Below are 18,159 nucleotides of genomic sequence, written 5' to 3'. Positions count from 1 at the left end.
AACCTTTCATGCCGCAGTAACCGTCTGGCTGCTGTTTTTTCGGACAAAAGAGACCCTATTCGATGTTTTTCGCATTTAAAAAAGTCATTGGCGGGATGTTGCTGCCTTTACCGCTGCTGTTATTACTGATGGCGGCAGGACTTTTGCTGCTCTGGTTCAGCCGTTGGCAAAAAAGTGGCAAAATCCTTATCTCTTCCAGTTGGCTGCTGCTGCTGGTTTTGAGCCTGCAGCCGGTTGCCGATCGCATGCTGTCACCGCTGGAAAATCATTATCCCACCTGGAACGGTAACGAGCCGGTCGATTATATCGTGGTGCTCGGCGGCGGCTATACCTTCAATCCGAATTGGGCGCCAAGTTCAAATTTGATAAACAATAGTTTGCCGCGCGTGGCAGAAGGCGTACGTCAGTGGCGGCGCTACCCGCAGGCGAAAATGATCTTTACTGGCGCAGCGGCAGGCGAAAATCCACGTAGCAGCGCCAGCGTGGCGGCAGAAGTCGCGGAGAGTCTTGGCGTGCCGCCAGAAGCGATTATTCAGTTGGATCAGCCGCGAGATACGGTTGGTGAAGCACGCGCGGTGAAGCAAACAATTGGGCAACATCCGTTCTTGCTGGTGACGTCGGCCAACCATTTGCCGCGTGCCATGCATTTCTTCCAAAGTGCCGGTATGAATCCGCTGGCCGCGCCGGCTAATCAACTGGCGGTGACATCGCCGTTGAACGGGTGGGAACGCGCCATTCCGTCATCGCTGTGGCTCGCACACAGTGAACGCGCTATCTATGAAATGCTAGGACAGGCCTGGCAAAAGCTGCGCGGTGATGATCTCACCTCAACCCAGCCAGGGGAGTAATTGTTCACGGGCGTGATCAAAGCGCGGACGGTCAAATTGCCCGCTGCTGACCAGCGTGTCGATGCAATCCCACAGCTGATACAACCAGCGTCGCCAGAGGAAACCTTCTGCCACTGGCGCACGCTGCAAATAGTGCTGTAGCAGTGATGCTTCTGCCCCGCTATCTGCCAATCGCATGAGATCGTATTCCCGCGGAGCCCAGAGAATGTTGCCTGGCTGCATCATCGCAATCAGCTGATCGCTATGGGCTTCTTTCAGCATACTGGCTAAGCGCAAATTGCCATGCATCAACACGCAAGGATCGTCAAAGCCATTAAACAGACGAGGTAAAAGCTGGCGGCTACGAAACAGAATCTGACGATCTTCTAGCGTGAAAAACGGCGGGGACAGATAACCCAGCGTTGACCACAATACTTCCACTCTTTGGCGATACCACGCGGGCCAGCTATTTTCCTGCACACTGTCTACACTGCCGACTAAGCCATGGCTGTCGATGCGATGCCAGGCCAGCACGCCTTCCACAATCTGTTCACAAAGCTGTTCCCAGCGAGCTGCGCTGCGAGCAGGCGCTTCCGCTGACACGCCGTTAAACCGCGCCATCAGCAACATCTCATGCACCGGCTTTTGCTGGCTAAGCACCAGACCAAACACCGCAGGCACGGCGACTAAGCCATCATGACCCAGCATGGTGAGCTTTTTGGCTTCCAGCGCAGCGCGTCCCTGGTGACGAAAATACTTTGCCACCAGCGGCATGGGTTTACCGGCGTTATCATAAAGCGCATACAGCCGCGTGTGCCTCTGTTCGCTGATGGTTTCAAGACGGCTGATACTTTCACCAAGCACCAACGCAAGTTCTGAACGGAGCTGTTCCATGCGATATCCTCCGATGTCAAAGGGGTATGCTGGAGGTGATGGCGACGCAAAACTTAGCGCCAGATCAAACGTTAAGGCCAGCGAGAGCCGCTGGCCGGTCGGAGATTATCCCTGCATAGCGAGGCGAACTCGCTCAAGGTCTTCCGGCGTATCCACCCCAACACTAGGGATTGTTTTTGCCACCGCGACGTGGATTTTTTCACCGTACCACAGCACGCGCAGTTGTTCGAGCAACTCAATGTGCTCCAGCGGGCAGGGTTCCCACGCAATGTAGCGGCGAATAAAACCGGCGCGATAGGCGTAAATGCCAATGTGGCGTAGCAGCGTGTCACCGATCTGCTCGCGTGAGCGGGCATAACGCTCACGATCCCACGGAATGGTGGCACGTGAGAAGTACAGCGCATAACCTTTGGCGTCCATCACCACTTTCACCGCGTTCGGGTTAAAGGCTTCTTCTGCATCGGTGATCGGCACTGCCAGCGTCGCCATACCCGCTTCGGACTGCGCCAGATTACCTGCCACCTGACGTACGATTTCCGCCGGGATCATTGGCTCGTCGCCCTGCACGTTGACGATGATAGTGTCATCAGCAAACTGATACTTCTCGATCACTTCTGCCAGACGCTCAGTACCGGATTGATGATCTACGCGCGTCATGCACACTTCGCCACCCGCCGCCGTTACCGCCGCCGCCACATCCGGATGATCGGTCGCGACAATCACACGATCGGCGCCCGATTCACGAGCGCGTTCCATCACGTGCAACACCATTGGTTTCCCCTGGATATCCACCAGCGGTTTGCCGGGCAGACGCGTTGATGCGTAACGCGCAGGAATAATGGCAACAAAACTCATGGATGAATCTCTTCAACAGACAGCGTACGCGCTTCAACTTCCAGCAGCACGGGAATACCGTCACGTACCGGGTAAGCCAGGCCATCCGGTTTACAGATCAATTCTTGCTGCTCTTTGTTGAAATACAGTTTTCCGTTGCATACCGGGCAGGCAACGATTTCGAGTAAACGGTGATCCATAATCTTCTCCTTTCAGGACCGATTCAGGCGGTTAGCATATCATAATAGCGTGTGCGTTTATGAGGCACTCAAGCCGGACATCGTGCGGCTTTACCCGCCAATCGACCAGCGATTTGACCAGACAGCCCGCAATTTAGCAGGCGCATTTTCGATAATCACTTCTTTGGCACCCTGCCACTCGGCAAAGCGATTAAGGGCTTTTTGTACATCATTGAGGAAAGCGTTACTGACGCGTGTGCCCTCTTCCAGCCAGAATGCTCGAATCACTAATTGCTGCGCCTGACGCTCCATTTTAGCGTCGATGCGCGCTTTCAATAAGCCGCGGTGCAAGACCGGCAGGACAAAGTAACCATATTTGCGTTTCTCTGCTGGGGTATAGCACTCAATGCGGTAATCAAAATTAAACAGTTCCAGCGCACGACGACGATCCCATACCAGCGGATCAAAAGGCGATAACAGCGTGGTATGCGTGGCCGAAAGCGGTTTTTCCAGCAGCGGCAATAAGGCATGGTGTAACCACATTTCGCCCAGTTGCTCAACCTCAACGCGAACAATCTCTCCGCGCGTTGCCGCATCAGCAAGCCACGGTTTGATCGGTGCGCGTTTAAGGCGATAGTAATCCGCTAACCAACTGCCCCGGAAAATGCCGAGGCTGCGCGCACTGTGACTTAACATCTTGATGACCGCATCGTGTTCACTCAGCGCATGCTGTTCATCAATCCAGTCCGGCATCACACGACTGTGCAAATCGTATACCCGCTGGAAGTTACGCCGCTCCACCACCATTAACTGACCGGCACTGAACAAGTTTTCCAGATGACGCTTATGCGGTTTCCACGCCCACCAACCCGGTTTGGTCTGTTTATCATGGCTGAAATCAGCGGCTCGCACTGGACCATGGGTGGAGATGTGTTGCAGAAGGTCAGTGATTTCCTGTTGATGTTCCTCTACCCACTGTTGATTGTACTTCCAACCCAGTCGCTGTGGCTCGAGCATGCGATGGCGCAGCAATGGATAATCTTCAAAGGGGATAAAACAGGCTTCATGTGCCCAATATTCAAATAGTGCGCCCGATGACAACGTCTCTTCCAGCCAATTAGCCGGGTAAGCACCAAGACGGCTAAATAGCACCAGATATGGACTGCGAGCCACCACATTAATGGTATCGATTTGCAGCAGGGACATCTGGCGAACAGTATCATGAATGTCGGCATAGCGCGCACGGCGGCCCAAAGGACGTAACAGTCCTTGTGCGGCCAAATGGAGATGACGAGCGGTTTGTAACGACAGGGAAGTAACGAGGTTCATGACTCATTTCCCTTTGCGAATGTTAACGCGAACGGGCGTCGCGTGCAGTCGTACAGAGTTGGATTATGTCGTCTAGCAAAGTAGCGACAGCCGTGCCTTGCAAATGCGCATCGACCGGCAAATACCACCAATTCGGGCGAGCAAAGCTGCGACATTTCACCGCATCTTTTTCCGTCATCAGCAAGCACTGTTCTGCCTGAGTCAAACGACGCAATTCGTCTTCGCTATAAGCGTGATGATCGGCGAAGGCAATTTCTGCCACCGGCTTAGCACCTTGCTGTTTGAGCGTGTTAAAGAAACGTGGCGGATGGCCGATACCCGCCATCGCTACGATCTCAGGCAGTTGCTCTAACGATGCCGTGGCACCGCTGATCAGATTCACAGCCAGACCAGGTTGTAATGTCATCGCAATTTCGCCAGCCTGCGCACTGCCGCCGTTAACGATCACCGCATTCACAGTCTGAAGTCGCGTGGCACGTTCACGCATCGGCCCAGCCGGTAACCACCAGCCGTTGCCAAAACGACGCATACCATCCACCACCACAATTTCACGATCGCGCTGCAGCGCATAATGCTGCAGGCCATCATCGGTGATGATGACATCCAGATCGTGCGCAGCGAGCAATCCTTCCACTGCCAGACGGCGTTGAGGCGCTACGGCTACCGGCACCTGAGTGCGCTGAGCGATCAATACGGGTTCATCGCCAGCCTGCGCCGTCGGCGTTTCAGCCGTAACCAGCAGCGGATAACGTTCAGCTTTCCCGCCGTACCCGCGCGATACTACGCCCACACGCATTCCGCGTTGTTGCAGCGCCTCTACCAACCAGATCACTACTGGCGTTTTACCATTCCCCCCTGCGGTGAGGTTACCCACCACAATGACAGGGCAAGGCGCACGCCAGCTTTTTCGCCAGCCACGCTGGAAACTAAAGCGTATCAGCCAGCTGATCGCCCCATAAAGCAGACTCAGCGGCCATAGCAACAGCCATAACGGCGAGCGCCCGCTCCAGATGCGTTCAATCATTGACCGAACTGCAGCTTGTGAAGTTGCGCATAGGCGCCCTTCTGTTCCAGCAGCATACTGTGAGTCCCGCGTTCGACAATTCGACCATCTTCTACCACGACGATCTCATCAGCTTTTTCAATGGTCGACAGACGGTGAGCAATGACCAATGAGGTGCGGTTTTTCTGTAACTCATCAAGTGCAGCCTGAATCGCACGTTCGGATTCGGTATCCAATGCCGATGTGGCTTCATCAAGAATCAAGATTGGGCAGTCACGCAGTAAAGCTCGCGCAATGGCGATACGTTGACGCTGGCCACCAGAAAGCAGCACACCATTCTCACCAATAACGGTATCGAGACCTTTATCCATTTTCTGGATGAAATCCATCGCATGAGCCATGGTCGCAGCCTGTTCGATTTGTTCGCGCGTGTATTGACCATTGCGGGCATACGCAATGTTATTGGCGACAGTATCGTTGAAAAGATGCACATTCTGGGAAACGAGCGCGACCTGATTACGCAGCGAACGCAGGGTATATTCACGCAGGTCGTGGCCGTCCAACAGGATTTCACCACTATCAATGTCGTAGAAGCGCGTCAACAAACTGGCCATAGTGGATTTACCCGAGCCAGAACGCCCTACCAATGCGACCGTTTTACCGGCTGGCAACGACAGGTTGATATCACGCAGCGCAGGGATATCACGACCAGGATAGGTAAAGGTCACATTACGGAATTCAACATCACCTTTAGCACGGTCCATCTCTAATTTGCCATTATCGACTTCCTGCTCACTGTCGAGAATCGAGAACAGCGTCTGACAAGCCGCCATGCCACGCTGGAACTGCGCATTCACGTTGGTCAGTGACTTCAGCGGACGCATCAGTGCAATCATGGAAGAGAACACCACGGTAATGGTACCGGCTGTTAGCGTCTCCATCACGCTTGGGAAACTAGCGGCATACAATACAAATGCCAGTGCCAGCGAGGCGATCAGCTGAATAACCGGATCAGAAATGGAAGATGCCGACACCAGTTTCATACCCTGCTGACGCATCCTGTTGCTGACCTGAGAAAAACGGTTTGCCTCAACTTCCTGGCCACCAAAGATCAGCACTTCTTTATGCCCTTTTAGCATCTGCTCGGCGCTGGTCGTAACCTGTCCCATGGTGTTCTGCATGTTTTTACTGATGCTGCGGAAGCGTTTGGAAACGGTACGAATAGCAAAGGAGACAATCGGCGCCAATACAATGAGAATCAGTGACAGCTGCCAGCTGTAATAAAACATCATAATGAACAAGCCAATGATCGAGGCCCCTTCACGCACCACAGTCACCAAAGCACTTGAAGAGGAAGAAGCAACCTGTTCAGAATCATAGGTGATGCGTGATAGCAGCGTACCCGTTGATTGCTGATCAAAGAACGTTACCGGCATGCCCATCATATGACCGAACAGACGGCGACGCATGTTCATCACCACGTTACCGGATACCCACGAGATACAGTAACTGGAGACATAGCTGGTTACGCCTCGCACCAACATCAGGCCGATAACCACCAGCGGCATCCACAGCATTACGGATCTGTCAGCTTTACCGAAGCCATCATCCAGTAAAGGTTTCAACAGAGAGAGCATCAGGGTATCGCCTGCCGCATTGAGTATCAGCGCCACCGCTGACACATACAGGCCAGCCTTGTGGGGCGCAATCATCGGCCAGAGTCGACGAAATGTCTGCCACGTTGAGAGATCTTTATCTTGATGCATTATTTATTCACGCTGTTTGAAATAGCCGCTCATTCTACCTGGAATCGCGTTTGACGCCAAACCACTGATGGTACCATCGAGGCATTATTTGCTCTCTCAAGCCCTTAATTTGCCAATGACCTTGTCTGATACCCACATGGATCTGCCCAGATTGGGCCGTGTCGTACCACCTATAACCCAGCTGCTGATAGCGCTGTACCACGGCAGGTGCCGGCATACGCCAGGCGTTATAACGCGCCACCGAAGCAAATGCAGCCTTGCCAGCAACATTACGTAACAGTAATGGTCCTGACGAAGTCCGGCTACCATGGTGCGGAACCTGTAAAAGTGTCGCCTTTAGCGCATCTTTTTCCAGCGCGACAATTTTCCTCTCGGCTGCCAACTCAATATCACCCGTGAGTAACAGACTGAATTGCCCATCATCGACTCGCACCACACACGAATCGTTATTTTGCCCCTGAGTGTGATTCTGCGGTGGCCATAAAGCGGTGAACTGTAATTTTCCCCACTGCCATTGCTGGCCGCGGAAGCATGGCAGGTGCCCATCTTCTGCTAAGGCACTTCGGATTTCTACCGCTGGATTCGCAATGAGCAGTGAGTGTAGCCCACCACGGTGATCAAGGTGCTTATGGCTTACTATCAGAGAATGAAGGCTTTTTCCGTGATACTGCAGCCATGGAAGGATAACGCGCGAGCCGGCATCATCCTGCTTCCAGGCGGGTCCAACGTCATACAGCACTACTTCATTGCCCTGAGTGATGGCGATTGCCAGGCCGTGCCCCACATCAATCATGTCAATTTGCCAATCATCACGCTGTGAAGTAGTGCGCCAAGCCGCGATGGCGAGCATTAAGCTACAACAAGGCATTAAGCTGTGATAGATGAGTCCGCTTCGCCATAACAACAATCCTAACCAAAGTAATAGGATCGCAGGCAACGTTTCACTCCATGCCCACCAGCCTGCGGGTAACCACTGCAGCACGAGCATCACTTTGCTAATAGAAATATCCGCTAGATACCATAATCCCTCTGCAATGGGCGGTACCGGCAACAACATTGCCAACAATATCAGCGGCACCGTGACAAATGACACAACGGGTACTGCTATTAGATTTGCCAATAAAGCACTTAGGCTTATTCCCTGAAACAGGAAGATTTGTAGCGGAGCCATGAGAATCATCATGCCTAGCTGCAGATGCAGCAATTGCAGTGGTATCCACCGGCGCTGCGTACGAAAGCGGTTTGGCATCGGGAACCATTGATACCAGGCAACCAGCATCGCGACCGCAAGTGCCGATAACCAAAAGCTTTCTGATAAAACGGTCAGTGGATCGAGTGCCAGCAATGCACCAAGACATAACGTCCAGACTTGCCAGCCACTGAGTTGCCAACCGGCAGTACGAATTCCCAGCCATAGCATGAGCGCGATAATTGCGCGCTGGGCCGGTGCGTGACTGCCAGAAACCCATGTGTATGTGGCTGCGGTTATAACGCTAATCAGCAGCGGGAATAAATGACCAATCAGATGAGCAGGTAAAATCACCTGGATAGCACGCGCTAATAGCCATCCAACGCTTGCAGCTAGTGCGATATGCATACCTGAGATGGCCATCAGGTGGGCAGTGCCTGTTTCTCGCAGGAGTTGTCGCTGCGCTTCGCTCATGTTTACACGTATACCAAATGCCAGAGCCTGCATAATCGCAGGTTGCTGGAGCGAATCGAATGCCGGTAAGTGGTGATTGATTAAGCGTGTCCGCCAATTGCAGGTTAGCGATTCGGCCTGCTGGCTGATGATGCGCCCTTGTAGCGGCGTATGATTAGACAAGGCAAAGCGCTGCAGATCGAACTCGCCTTCGTTTAATCTTCCATGCACAGCACGCAGTCGCAGTTTCATCTGCCAGCGTTGACCGGCGCAAAACGGTTGGTTCGCAGAAGCGTTATTAAGCGTGACGAATAGAGGTGGAAATTGATAACGCTGACCGACACGCAGGATTTGCGCCGTTAGCTGCTGCTTGTCTTCCCGCACTTCGGCGATTTGTAATGTCGCCTCAACAGGCGTTACAACCAATTGCTCAATGGTATTGATCATCTGACGGGCTTCAGCCAATGCCCAAACCAGCATCAAAAGAGCAATCCCTGTTATCCGCAGCAACGTTATTGGCATCAGTCCAAGCACCACCGCGAATCCAAAAATGATGAGTATTACGCTGGCTGCGGGTATGTGCGGCAATATGCCTAACGGCAACGCGGAGGCAATCATCAATCTGGCCAGAACAATCCAGTAAATATGCATTAGTACTCTCCCTGATTGGTGGAAGAGTGTGCAGTGAAGAGGAGGGATTTGCTTTAGTGAAAAGTAAGAGTGTCGCGATGGGTTCAGAGACGTTTGCAGAGATTACATAGTTGAGACTTCATTTTGGAAACCGGATCGCAATATTGCCGGCTTCAAGCAAAAAAAAACGACACCCTAAAGTGTCGTTTTTATCGTTCGGTAACGGCTTAGCCGTAAATGTTCGCACGGTCACGCAATTCTTTGCCCGGCTTAAAGTGGGGAACGTATTTACCTTCCAGATCCACTTTATCACCCGTTTTCGGGTTACGACCCGTACGTGGTGCACGGTAATGCAAAGAAAAGCTGCCGAATCCCCGGATTTCAATGCGCTCGCCCTGGGCCAACGTCGTGGCCATGTGCTCAAGCATCTCTTTGACCGCATCCTCAACGACTTTCGCCGGAATATGAGTGTGCTGGCCAGCAAGTCTTTCAATCAGTTCTGACTTGGTCATGTAACCTCCGGTTAATCCTTATTTGGAAAGGTATGACAGCTTTTACCGAAACCGGACGATTTGCATCGTCCGGTGCCTTAGGTCGATTACTCGCCTTTAGCCGCTTTGAACGCTTCAGCCATCGCGCTAGAGAAGTTGCTGCCTTCATCCTGTTTGGTGTTAACAGTGTTGATAGCTTCTTTCTCATCAGCCTGGTCTTTAGCACGAACAGACAGGCTCACAACGCGGTTCTTACGGTCAACGCCGGTGAATTTAGCTTCAACGTCGTCGCCAACACTCAGAACCAGAGTTGCGTCTTCGATGCGGTCCAGAGAAGCTTCAGAAGCGCGCAGGTAACCCTCTACGCCGTCAGCTAATTCTACTGTAGCACCTTTCGCGTCAACTGCAGTGACTTTACCAGTCACGATAGCGCCTTTCTTATTCAGGGTGATGTAGTTGTTGAATGGATCTTCAGCCAACTGCTTCACGCCCAGAGAGATGCGCTCGCGCTCTGCATCAACCTGCAGTACAACGGCAGCGATTTCGTCGCCTTTTTTGTACTCACGAACGGCTTCTTCGCCAGTCGCATTCCAGGAGATGTCAGACAGGTGAACCAGACCGTCGATGCCACCGTCCAGGCCGATGAAGATACCGAAGTCAGTGATTGACTTGATTTTACCTTCAACGCGATCGCCTTTGTTGTGGGTCTCAGCGAACAGCTGCCATGGGTTAGATTTGCACTGCTTCAGACCCAGAGAGATACGACGACGCTCTTCATCGATGTCCAGAACCATTACTTCAACCACATCGCCTACGTTTACAACTTTAGACGGATGGATGTTTTTGTTGGTCCAGTCCATTTCAGAAACGTGTACCAGACCTTCAACGCCTTCTTCGATTTCTACGAAGCAGCCGTAATCAGTCAGGTTGGTTACACGACCAGTCAGGCGGGTGCCTTCTGGATAGCGCTTAGCGATAGCTACCCAAGGATCTTCGCCCAGCTGTTTCAGGCCCAGAGATACACGGGTACGCTCGCGGTCGAACTTCAGCACTTTAACAGTGATTTCGTCGCCCACGTTGACGATTTCGCTCGGATGCTTAACGCGTTTCCAAGCCATATCGGTAATGTGCAGCAGGCCGTCAACGCCGCCCAGATCCACGAATGCACCGTAGTCAGTGAGGTTCTTAACGATACCTTTAACTTCCATGCCTTCCTGCAGGTTTTCCAGCAGCTGATCGCGCTCAGCGCTGTTTTCAGATTCGATAACCGCACGACGTGAAACCACGACGTTGTTACGTTTCTGATCAAGCTTGATTACTTTGAATTCAAGCTCTTTGCCTTCCAGGTGCAGAGTGTCGCGAACCGGACGAACGTCTACCAGTGAACCTGGCAGGAACGCACGAATACCGTTCAGCTCAACTGTGAAGCCACCTTTAACTTTGCCGTTGATAACACCGGTAACAGTTTCAGCGTCTTCGTAAGCTTTTTCCAACGTGATCCAAGCTTCGTGACGTTTAGCTTTCTCACGGGACAGCAGGGTTTCACCGAAGCCGTCTTCTACTGCGTCCAGCGCAACGTCAACTTCGTCGCCTACCTGGATTTCCAGTTCGCCGGCTGCGTTCTTGAACTGCTCTGCAGGAATTGCAGATTCAGATTTCAGACCCGCATCAACCAGAACTACGTCTTTGTCGATAGAGACAACAACGCCACGAACGATGGAACCCGGACGGGTTTCGATTTCTTTCAGGGACTCTTCAAAGAGTTGAGCAAAAGATTCAGTCATATTGATAATCTTAGGATTCTTCAATTTAACGTCCACCTGACATCATTGTCGGATGGGGTTGTTTCACATGCCCAGCACCGGGTCCTTGGTACAGGGTTACAACAATTCGGTTGCCGAAAGATTAAATGCCTAGCTTTTGCCTGGCATAATCGAGCGCCTTTTCAATCACTTGCTCAATCGACATACTGGTTGAATCCAGTACCAGAGCATCTGTGGCAGGCACTAAAGGTGCGATGGCGCGATTACGATCGCGGTCGTCGCGTTCCTTTATCTCGGATAAAAGGCGATCAAAGTTAACATTAAAGCCCTTATCCTGCAACTGTAGCATACGGCGATGCGCACGCTCTTCCGAGCTGGCATCGAGGAAAATTTTCACTGGCGCGTCTGGGAAAACAACCGTACCCATATCACGTCCATCGGCGATTAAACCCGGTTCTTCACGGAAGGCGCGTTGGCGACGAAGCAGGGCCTCACGCACCCGCGGAAAAGCGGCAACGCGCGAAGCAGTATTGCTCACCTCTTGCGTGCGGATTTCACCGGTAACGTCTTCACCTTCCAGGATCACCTGCATTTCACCGTCAACCGATAAAAAACGCACATCAAGATGCGCAGCCATCGGTACTAATGCTTCTTCAGACTCAATATCCACCTGATGGTGAAGTGCAGCCAAAGCTAAAACGCGATAAATAGCGCCAGAATCAAGTAAGTGCCACTGCAACGACTCCGCCATCGCTTTACATAAGGTCCCTTTACCCGCGCCACTTGGCCCATCGATGGTAATAACCGGGGCGATTGCCGTCATTGTTCTCTCCTGTTGCTGCGTGCTTATTGTCAGCCCTTCCAGGCCGCCTGGAATACGCGGCATTATACGCTGCCTGCGACAGGTTAGTTATCCTTTAGCGTAGACAGCGCTAGAAATATAGACAGATTCAGAAGAATTTCCGCCTGATAAGGCCAGAAGAGAGCAAAGAAACCCAGTGCATCGCACCGGGTTTGGTGACTATCAAGCGTGGCTGATTTTCGCCAACTGCTGGAAATAGCTTGGGAAGGTTTTAGCGGTACAGCCCGGATCAAGAATTGTTACTGGCGTATCAGACAGTGCCACCAGCGCAAAACACATCGCCATGCGGTGATCGTTGTAGGTGCCGATGTCCGCATGTTGCAACTGAGCCGGAGGTGTAACGCGGATAAAGTCGTGCCCTTCTTCCACTTCAGCACCGACTTTGCGCAGTTCGATCGCCATGGCTGCCAGGCGATCGGTCTCTTTTACGCGCCAGTTATAAATGTTACGCATCAGCGTGGTGCCTTGTGCAAACAATGCAGTCGTTGCAATCGTCATTGCCGCATCGGGAATATGATTCATATCCATATCGATCGCCGTCAGCGAACCGCGCGTACAAGAGATATAGTCATCGCCCCACTCAATCACTGCGCCCATTTTTTCCAGCACATCAGCAAAACGGATGTCGCCCTGCACGCTGTTGCGGCCAATACCTGTTACGCGTACGGTGCCGCCTTTAATGGCTGCCGCAGCGAGGAAATAAGAGGCGGAGGACGCATCACCTTCCACCAGGTAATCACCTGGAGACTGGTACTGTTGCTGCCCTTTAACTACAAATCGCTGATAATTTTGATTATCAACTTCCACACCGAAACAACGCATCAGGTGTAAGGTGATATCAATGTAAGGCTTGGAAACCAGATCGCCTTTAATCGTGATGGTGGTATCTTGCTGCGCCATTGGCGCGGTCATCAACAAAGCCGTCAGGAACTGACTTGAAACACTGCCATCTACACTGACTTCACCACCGACAAACCCACCATTGAGGCGCACCGGCGGATAATCAGTCTGCTCAAGGTAATCAATGCTTGCTCCGCCCTGACGCAGTGCATCAACCAGATGACCAATCGGACGCTCTTTCATACGCGGCTCGCCAGTCAGGACGATAGACTGCTGGCCCAAACACAGCGCGGCAGCCAATGGGCGCATTGCGGTGCCTGCGTTACCGAGAAACAATTCAAGCGGCTTTTCAGCGCGTAATGGGCCCGCGTTGCCCACAACTTCACATACGGTGCGATCGTCTGAGAGCGTAAAGCTGACACCCAGCGCTTTAAGCGCATTTAGCATATGTTTAACGTCATCGCTATCAAGCAAATTAGTTAGGCGGGTGGTGCCATTTGCCAGCGCGGCCAGCAAGAGTGCGCGGTTCGAGACGCTTTTTGAACCCGGTAAGTTTACCGTGCCGTCAACGCGAGCAATCGGTTGTAGAGTCAGGGAGTCCTGCATGTGAAACCAAATCTCCAGAAAATACGAGACCCCATCTTATGACGGGGTCTGATACCAGACAGGCTGGCATGAAAAAACTTTTAGCCGTGGCGACGTTCGAAATCGACCATGAATTCAGTCAACGTTTTAACGCCTTCCAGCGGCATCGCATTGTAGATCGATGCACGCATACCGCCAACCACGCGATGACCTTTCAACGCGTGCAAACCTGCCTTGAGAGATTCTTCCAGGAACACTTTGTCCAACGCAGAATCGGCTAACTGGAATGGCACGTTCATACGTGAACGGTTTTCACTTGCCACATCGTTGCGATAAAACGCGCTGTTATCAATCACGCCATACAGTAGGTCTGCTTTTGCTTGATTCAGCTTGTCCATCTCGGCCACGCCGCCCTTCTCTTTCAGCCATTTGAATACCAGGCCAGAGAGATACCATGCAAAAGTTGGCGGAGTATTAAACATTGATTCATTTTCGGCCAGCACTTTGTAATCAAGGATAGAAGGCACATAACGCTGTGCTTTACCCAGCAGATCCTCACGCACAATCACCAATGTTAAGCCTGCTGGCCCGATATTTTTTTGTGCCCCTGCATAAATAACGCCATAGCGACTCACATCGATTGGACGAGACAGAATAGTAGAAGAGAGGTCAGCAACTACGATTTTATCGCCAAATTGCGGCTCTTCATCAATGGCAATGCCATCAATAGTTTCGTTCGGGCAGAAATGGACATAAGCCGCATCATCATTTAACTGCCATTCACGCATCGGTAATAAAGCACGCTTACCCTCACGCGTGGTTTTAATATCAATCGTATTAGGCGAACAGAATTTTTCGGCTTCTTTAATTGCGCTATGAGCCCAGTAACCGCCGTCAATATAATCCGCGGTTTTAGCGTCACCCAGCAAGTTGCCGGGGATTGCAGCGAACTGTGCACGGGCACCACCGTGGCAGAATAAAACTTTGTAGTTGGATGGGATCTTCAGCAGATCGCGAAAATCTTGTTCTGCTGCTTCCGCAACAGCAATAAACTCTTTACTACGGTGACTGATCTCCATCACCGAGGTGCCTAACCCGTGCCAGTTTGTCAGTTCTTGTTCTGCGCGACGGAGCACTTCTACCGGCAGCATAGCCGGGCCAGAGCTAAAATTATAAACCTGAGTCATTTCCCCTCACCACTGTCATATCGAACGGTTATGAATACCTCACCGGTTTTATCATTGCCTCCAGATGGCTGCAATCATTAATCCGGCGGCGATCACATTTCCAGAGCCAGCCCCACCGCAGCTTATGTCATAAATGCATTAAGCCGCGGAATTTTGTGAGGCGGTTTCAGAAAGAAAAATCTGGAAGCCAAAGGGTGTAAAAACCTTAGCCAGACTGAGATAAATTTGGCGGACTGAATAGCGAAGCAAGTATAAAACCCGTATTATTGCGCGCTTTACGCCCACCCCATTGACTTAAGAGAGCGCCACCATGACGCAAACGTTTATCCCCGGAAAAGACGCCGCACTGGAAGATTCCATTGCACGCTTCCAGCAGAAACTGCAAGACCTTGGTTTCAATATTGAAGAAGCTTCCTGGCTGAATCCGGTGCCACACGTCTGGTCAGTGCACATTCGCGATCGCGACTGCCCGCTGTGCTTTACAAATGGCAAAGGTGCCAGCAAAAAGGCCGCTCTGGCTTCTGCGCTGGGTGAATATTTTGAGCGTCTCTCGACCAACTACTTCTTCGCCGATTTCTGGTTAGGTAAATCAATCGCCAATGGTGATTTTGTTCACTATCCGAATGAAAAGTGGTTCCCGCTCACAGAGGATGACAGCCTGCCGGACGGCATTCTGGATGCGCGTCTGCGCGAATTTTACGATCCCGAAGAAAGCCTGGGGGCTTCTGAGCTGATTGATCTGCAATCGGGCAATGACGAGCGCGGTATTTGTGGTTTGCCCTTTACTCGTCAATCTGACCAGCAAACGGTTTATATCCCGATGAATATCATCGGTAACTTGTACGTTTCGAACGGCATGTCTGCCGGTAACACCGCGAACGAAGCGCGTGTGCAGGGCCTGTCTGAAGTTTTTGAGCGTCATATCAAGAATCGTATCATCGCGGAATCTATTAGCCTGCCAGAAATCCCTGAAGCAGTGATGCAGCGTTACCCTGACGTGATTGAGGCGATTGAACGTTTGGAAGCGGAAGGTTTCCCAATTTTCTCTTATGACGCTTCTCTGGGCGGCAAATATCCGGTGATTTGTGTAGTACTGTTTAATCCGGCAAACGGCACCTGTTTTGCTTCCTTCGGCGCACATCCCGACTTTGGCGTGGCGCTAGAGCGTACCGTAACCGAACTGCTGCAAGGCCGTGGTTTGAAAGATCTCGACGTGTTCACTCCACCGACATTTGACGATGAAGAGGTGGCAGAGCACGCTAATCTGGAAACGCACTTCATTGATTCAAGCGGTCTGATTTCCTGGGACCTGTTTAAAGACGATGCGGATTATCCCTTCGTTGACTGGAGCTTTGCAGGTACGACTCACGAAGAGTTCGACACCCTAATGGCGATCTTCCGCGCGGAAGACAAAGAAGTATACATCGCCGATTACGAACATCTTAGCGTGTACGCCTGCCGTATAATCGTGCCGGGCATGTCGGACATTTATCCGGCAGAAGATCTGCTGCTGGCGAATAACAGCATGGGCGCACCGCTGCGCGAAACGCTGCTGGCGTTGCCAGAAAGCCAATGGGAACCCGAAGCTTATCTCGATCTGATCGTGCAGCTGGATGAGGAAGGTCATGATGACTTTACCCGCGTGCGCGAACTGTTGGGTCTTGCATCTGGTAAAGACAATGGCTGGTATACGCTGCGTATTGGTGAGCTGAAAGCGATGCTGGCTTTGGCCGGAGGCGACCTGGATCAGGCGCTTATCTGGACTGAATGGACGATGGAATTCAATCAGTCAATCTTTAGTGAAGAGCGCGCTAATTATTATCGCTGCCTGCAAACTTTGCTGTTGCTGGCGATGGAAGAGGAGCGCGATCCTCTTCAATACCATCGCGCCTTTGTTCGTATGTATGGACAAGCAGCTGTTGATGCAGCTTCCGCCGCAATCAGTGGTGAAGCGCCATTCTATGGATTGCAAGCTGTCGATCTGGACCTGAAAGCTTTCCCTGCGCATCAGTCCCTGTTAGCTGCCTATGAAAAATTGCAGACCGCTAAACGTCGTTATTGGGCATAAAAATAAACTTCACTCATTAATGATTATTGATAAAAATTAGCGGAAGCGTAAATGGCACTGATAAAATCAGTGCCATTTTTTTATAAGGGTTATGCATAGAGAGTAAAATACATTATTAAATAACAGTTCAGCTTCAATCGTTAATGAAATTTAACAGAACCAAGCCTTCACCACCATCCCCTTCAACTTATTTTGCATTAATTAAAAATTATTTATTTCATTAAATTCAGTGGTTTAATATAAAAAAAGACTAATTATCGCTTCGCTTATCGTCAACCTTCCGGGCAAATATGATCCACATCAATTTCTGACCTATACTCCTTTGTTAGTATCTTTACAGGCAATTTTTGGAGAGCGTTAGTGTGAAAGCTGACAACCCTTTTAATTCATTATTACCGGCGGCAATGGCGAAAGTTGCAGAAGAAGCCGGCATATATAAAGCTACTAAACGTCCTTTAACTACATTCTTCCTTGCCATCACTGCTGGCGTATTTATCTCAATCGCGTTTGTCTTCTATATCACTGCTACCACCGGAAGTGGAGCAATGCCCTATGGCATAGCAAAACTGATCGGCGGCATTTGTTTCTCGCTAGGTTTAATGCTGGTGGTGGTTTGCGGTGCTGATTTGTTCACCTCAACCGTGCTCATCGTAGTGGCTAAAGCCAGCGGTCGAATTACCTGGCTGCAGTTGGGTCGACATTGGTTGACCGTTTATATTGGAAACCTGTTTGGCGCGCTGTTCTTTGTCGCGCTGATCTGGTTAGCCGGAGAACACATGGTGGCGAATGGTGCCTGGGGTTTGAACGTCCTGCAAACCGCTGACCATAAAATGCATCACACCTTTATTGAAGCTGTCAGTCTCGGCACCCTCGCCAATCTGATGGTTTGCCTGGCAGTATGGATGAGTTACTCCGGTCGCAGTTTGATGGATAAGATGTTTGCGATGATCTTACCGGTAGCGATGTTTGTCGCCTGCGGTTTTGAACACAGCATCGCCAACATGTTCCTGATCCCAATGGCCATCGTTATTCGCGATTTCGCCAGCCCTGAATTTTGGCAAATGGCCGGTGCCAGTGCCGCACAGTTTCCATCACTTAGCGTTAGCGATTTTATTCTTAATAACCTTATTCCCGTGACCATCGGCAACATTATTGGCGGCGGATTATTAGTCGGTTTGACCTACTGGGTAATCTATCTGCGTGGTGATGAGCCGGTGCATTAATGAATTAGTACGGGCGTGCTGAGTCAGTGCGCCATA

The 18,159-nt window shown here is 51.3% G+C and carries 15 protein-coding genes; 3 read left to right on the top strand and 12 right to left on the bottom strand.

The features are described from left to right. The first annotated feature begins 62 nt into the window (after window positions 1-62). The gene (elyC, locus tag AC6I8K_RS06635; protein ID WP_483817116.1) at window positions 63-848 is read left to right on the top strand and encodes an envelope biogenesis factor ElyC; all 786 of its coding nucleotides are present in this window, start codon (window positions 63-65) and stop codon (window positions 846-848) included. Here the strand turns inward: elyC and AC6I8K_RS06630 are convergent. From AC6I8K_RS06630 to serC, 12 genes are all read right to left on the bottom strand, one after another. Beyond that, on the bottom strand, window positions 828-1,721 hold the full coding sequence (locus AC6I8K_RS06630) for a YcbJ family phosphotransferase (protein ID WP_064740752.1): 894 nt from the start codon (window positions 1,719-1,721) through the stop codon (window positions 828-830). The genes elyC and AC6I8K_RS06630 overlap by 21 nt on opposite strands. A gap of 105 nt (window positions 1,722-1,826) precedes the next feature. Further along, window positions 1,827-2,576 carry a 3-deoxy-manno-octulosonate cytidylyltransferase gene (kdsB, locus tag AC6I8K_RS06625; RefSeq protein ID WP_049851021.1) on the bottom strand — a complete coding sequence of 250 codons (750 nt, stop codon included), beginning with the start codon at window positions 2,574-2,576 and terminating at the stop codon, window positions 1,827-1,829. Next, window positions 2,573-2,755 (bottom strand): Trm112 family protein, encoded by a 183-nt coding sequence (locus tag AC6I8K_RS06620; protein ID WP_007887424.1) that lies wholly within the window; start codon window positions 2,753-2,755, stop codon window positions 2,573-2,575. Before AC6I8K_RS06620 ends, kdsB begins: the two co-directional genes overlap by 4 nt. Window positions 2,756-2,845: 90 nt before the next feature. Further along, the gene (locus tag AC6I8K_RS06615; RefSeq protein WP_483817114.1) at window positions 2,846-4,063 is read right to left on the bottom strand and encodes a winged helix-turn-helix domain-containing protein; all 1,218 of its coding nucleotides are present in this window, start codon (window positions 4,061-4,063) and stop codon (window positions 2,846-2,848) included. Between the two features lie 22 nt (window positions 4,064-4,085). After that, window positions 4,086-5,087 (bottom strand): tetraacyldisaccharide 4'-kinase, encoded by a 1,002-nt coding sequence (gene lpxK, locus AC6I8K_RS06610; RefSeq protein ID WP_483817113.1) that lies wholly within the window; start codon window positions 5,085-5,087, stop codon window positions 4,086-4,088. Further along, complete coding sequence (gene msbA / locus AC6I8K_RS06605; RefSeq protein ID WP_064740748.1) at window positions 5,084-6,832, bottom strand: lipid A ABC transporter ATP-binding protein/permease MsbA; 1,749 nt, start codon at window positions 6,830-6,832, stop codon at window positions 5,084-5,086. Before msbA ends, lpxK begins: the two co-directional genes overlap by 4 nt. Window positions 6,833-6,866: 34 nt before the next feature. Continuing rightward, on the bottom strand, window positions 6,867-9,125 hold the full coding sequence (locus AC6I8K_RS06600; protein ID WP_497826416.1) for a DNA internalization-related competence protein ComEC/Rec2: 2,259 nt from the start codon (window positions 9,123-9,125) through the stop codon (window positions 6,867-6,869). 206 nt (window positions 9,126-9,331) lie between these two features. After that, entirely contained in the window at window positions 9,332-9,616 is a 285-nt protein-coding gene (gene ihfB, locus AC6I8K_RS06595) for an integration host factor subunit beta (protein ID WP_003849360.1), read from the bottom strand. An 86-nt stretch (window positions 9,617-9,702) separates the two neighbouring features. Then, entirely contained in the window at window positions 9,703-11,379 is a 1,677-nt protein-coding gene (gene rpsA / locus AC6I8K_RS06590; protein ID WP_052025984.1) for a 30S ribosomal protein S1, read from the bottom strand. A gap of 121 nt (window positions 11,380-11,500) precedes the next feature. Then, window positions 11,501-12,181: a (d)CMP kinase gene (cmk, locus tag AC6I8K_RS06585; RefSeq protein WP_064740746.1), complete on the bottom strand. Its 681-nt coding sequence runs from the start codon at window positions 12,179-12,181 to the stop codon at window positions 11,501-11,503. Window positions 12,182-12,382: 201 nt separating this feature from the next. After that, window positions 12,383-13,666 carry a 3-phosphoshikimate 1-carboxyvinyltransferase gene (aroA, locus tag AC6I8K_RS06580; protein WP_483817111.1) on the bottom strand — a complete coding sequence of 428 codons (1,284 nt, stop codon included), beginning with the start codon at window positions 13,664-13,666 and terminating at the stop codon, window positions 12,383-12,385. Between the two features lie 80 nt (window positions 13,667-13,746). Continuing rightward, window positions 13,747-14,832 (bottom strand): 3-phosphoserine/phosphohydroxythreonine transaminase, encoded by a 1,086-nt coding sequence (gene serC / locus AC6I8K_RS06575; RefSeq protein WP_483817110.1) that lies wholly within the window; start codon window positions 14,830-14,832, stop codon window positions 13,747-13,749. Window positions 14,833-15,142: 310 nt separating this feature from the next. Between serC and ycaO the strand changes: the two genes are divergently transcribed. After that, complete coding sequence (gene ycaO / locus AC6I8K_RS06570; protein WP_497826415.1) at window positions 15,143-16,900, top strand: 30S ribosomal protein S12 methylthiotransferase accessory factor YcaO; 1,758 nt, start codon at window positions 15,143-15,145, stop codon at window positions 16,898-16,900. 362 nt (window positions 16,901-17,262) lie between these two features. After that, window positions 17,263-18,123 (top strand): formate transporter FocA, encoded by an 861-nt coding sequence (focA, locus tag AC6I8K_RS06565; RefSeq protein WP_064740742.1) that lies wholly within the window; start codon window positions 17,263-17,265, stop codon window positions 18,121-18,123. The last annotated feature ends 36 nt before the right edge of the window (window positions 18,124-18,159 follow it).

The sequence above is a fragment of the Pantoea sp. X-Soil-ISGK-421 genome (genome assembly GCF_059730785.1).
This window is presented reverse-complemented; position numbering and strand designations above follow the sequence as displayed.

Excerpts from the sequence above, each read along its gene's own strand:
- elyC (WP_483817116.1), top strand. The coding sequence starts at position 63 with ATGTTTTTCGCATTTAAAAAAGTCATTGGCGGGATGTTGCTGCCTTTA.
- AC6I8K_RS06630 (WP_064740752.1), bottom strand. The coding sequence starts at position 1,721 with ATGGAACAGCTCCGTTCAGAACTTGCGTTGGTGCTTGGTGAAAGTATC.
- kdsB (WP_049851021.1), bottom strand. The coding sequence starts at position 2,576 with ATGAGTTTTGTTGCCATTATTCCTGCGCGTTACGCATCAACGCGTCTG.
- AC6I8K_RS06620 (WP_007887424.1), bottom strand. The coding sequence starts at position 2,755 with ATGGATCACCGTTTACTCGAAATCGTTGCCTGCCCGGTATGCAACGGA.
- AC6I8K_RS06615 (WP_483817114.1), bottom strand. The coding sequence starts at position 4,063 with ATGAACCTCGTTACTTCCCTGTCGTTACAAACCGCTCGTCATCTCCAT.
- lpxK (WP_483817113.1), bottom strand. The coding sequence starts at position 5,087 with ATGATTGAACGCATCTGGAGCGGGCGCTCGCCGTTATGGCTGTTGCTA.
- msbA (WP_064740748.1), bottom strand. The coding sequence starts at position 6,832 with ATGCATCAAGATAAAGATCTCTCAACGTGGCAGACATTTCGTCGACTC.
- AC6I8K_RS06600 (WP_497826416.1), bottom strand. The coding sequence starts at position 9,125 with ATGCATATTTACTGGATTGTTCTGGCCAGATTGATGATTGCCTCCGCG.
- ihfB (WP_003849360.1), bottom strand. The coding sequence starts at position 9,616 with ATGACCAAGTCAGAACTGATTGAAAGACTTGCTGGCCAGCACACTCAT.
- rpsA (WP_052025984.1), bottom strand. The coding sequence starts at position 11,379 with ATGACTGAATCTTTTGCTCAACTCTTTGAAGAGTCCCTGAAAGAAATC.
- cmk (WP_064740746.1), bottom strand. The coding sequence starts at position 12,181 with ATGACGGCAATCGCCCCGGTTATTACCATCGATGGGCCAAGTGGCGCG.
- aroA (WP_483817111.1), bottom strand. The coding sequence starts at position 13,666 with ATGCAGGACTCCCTGACTCTACAACCGATTGCTCGCGTTGACGGCACG.
- serC (WP_483817110.1), bottom strand. The coding sequence starts at position 14,832 with ATGACTCAGGTTTATAATTTTAGCTCTGGCCCGGCTATGCTGCCGGTA.
- ycaO (WP_497826415.1), top strand. The coding sequence starts at position 15,143 with ATGACGCAAACGTTTATCCCCGGAAAAGACGCCGCACTGGAAGATTCC.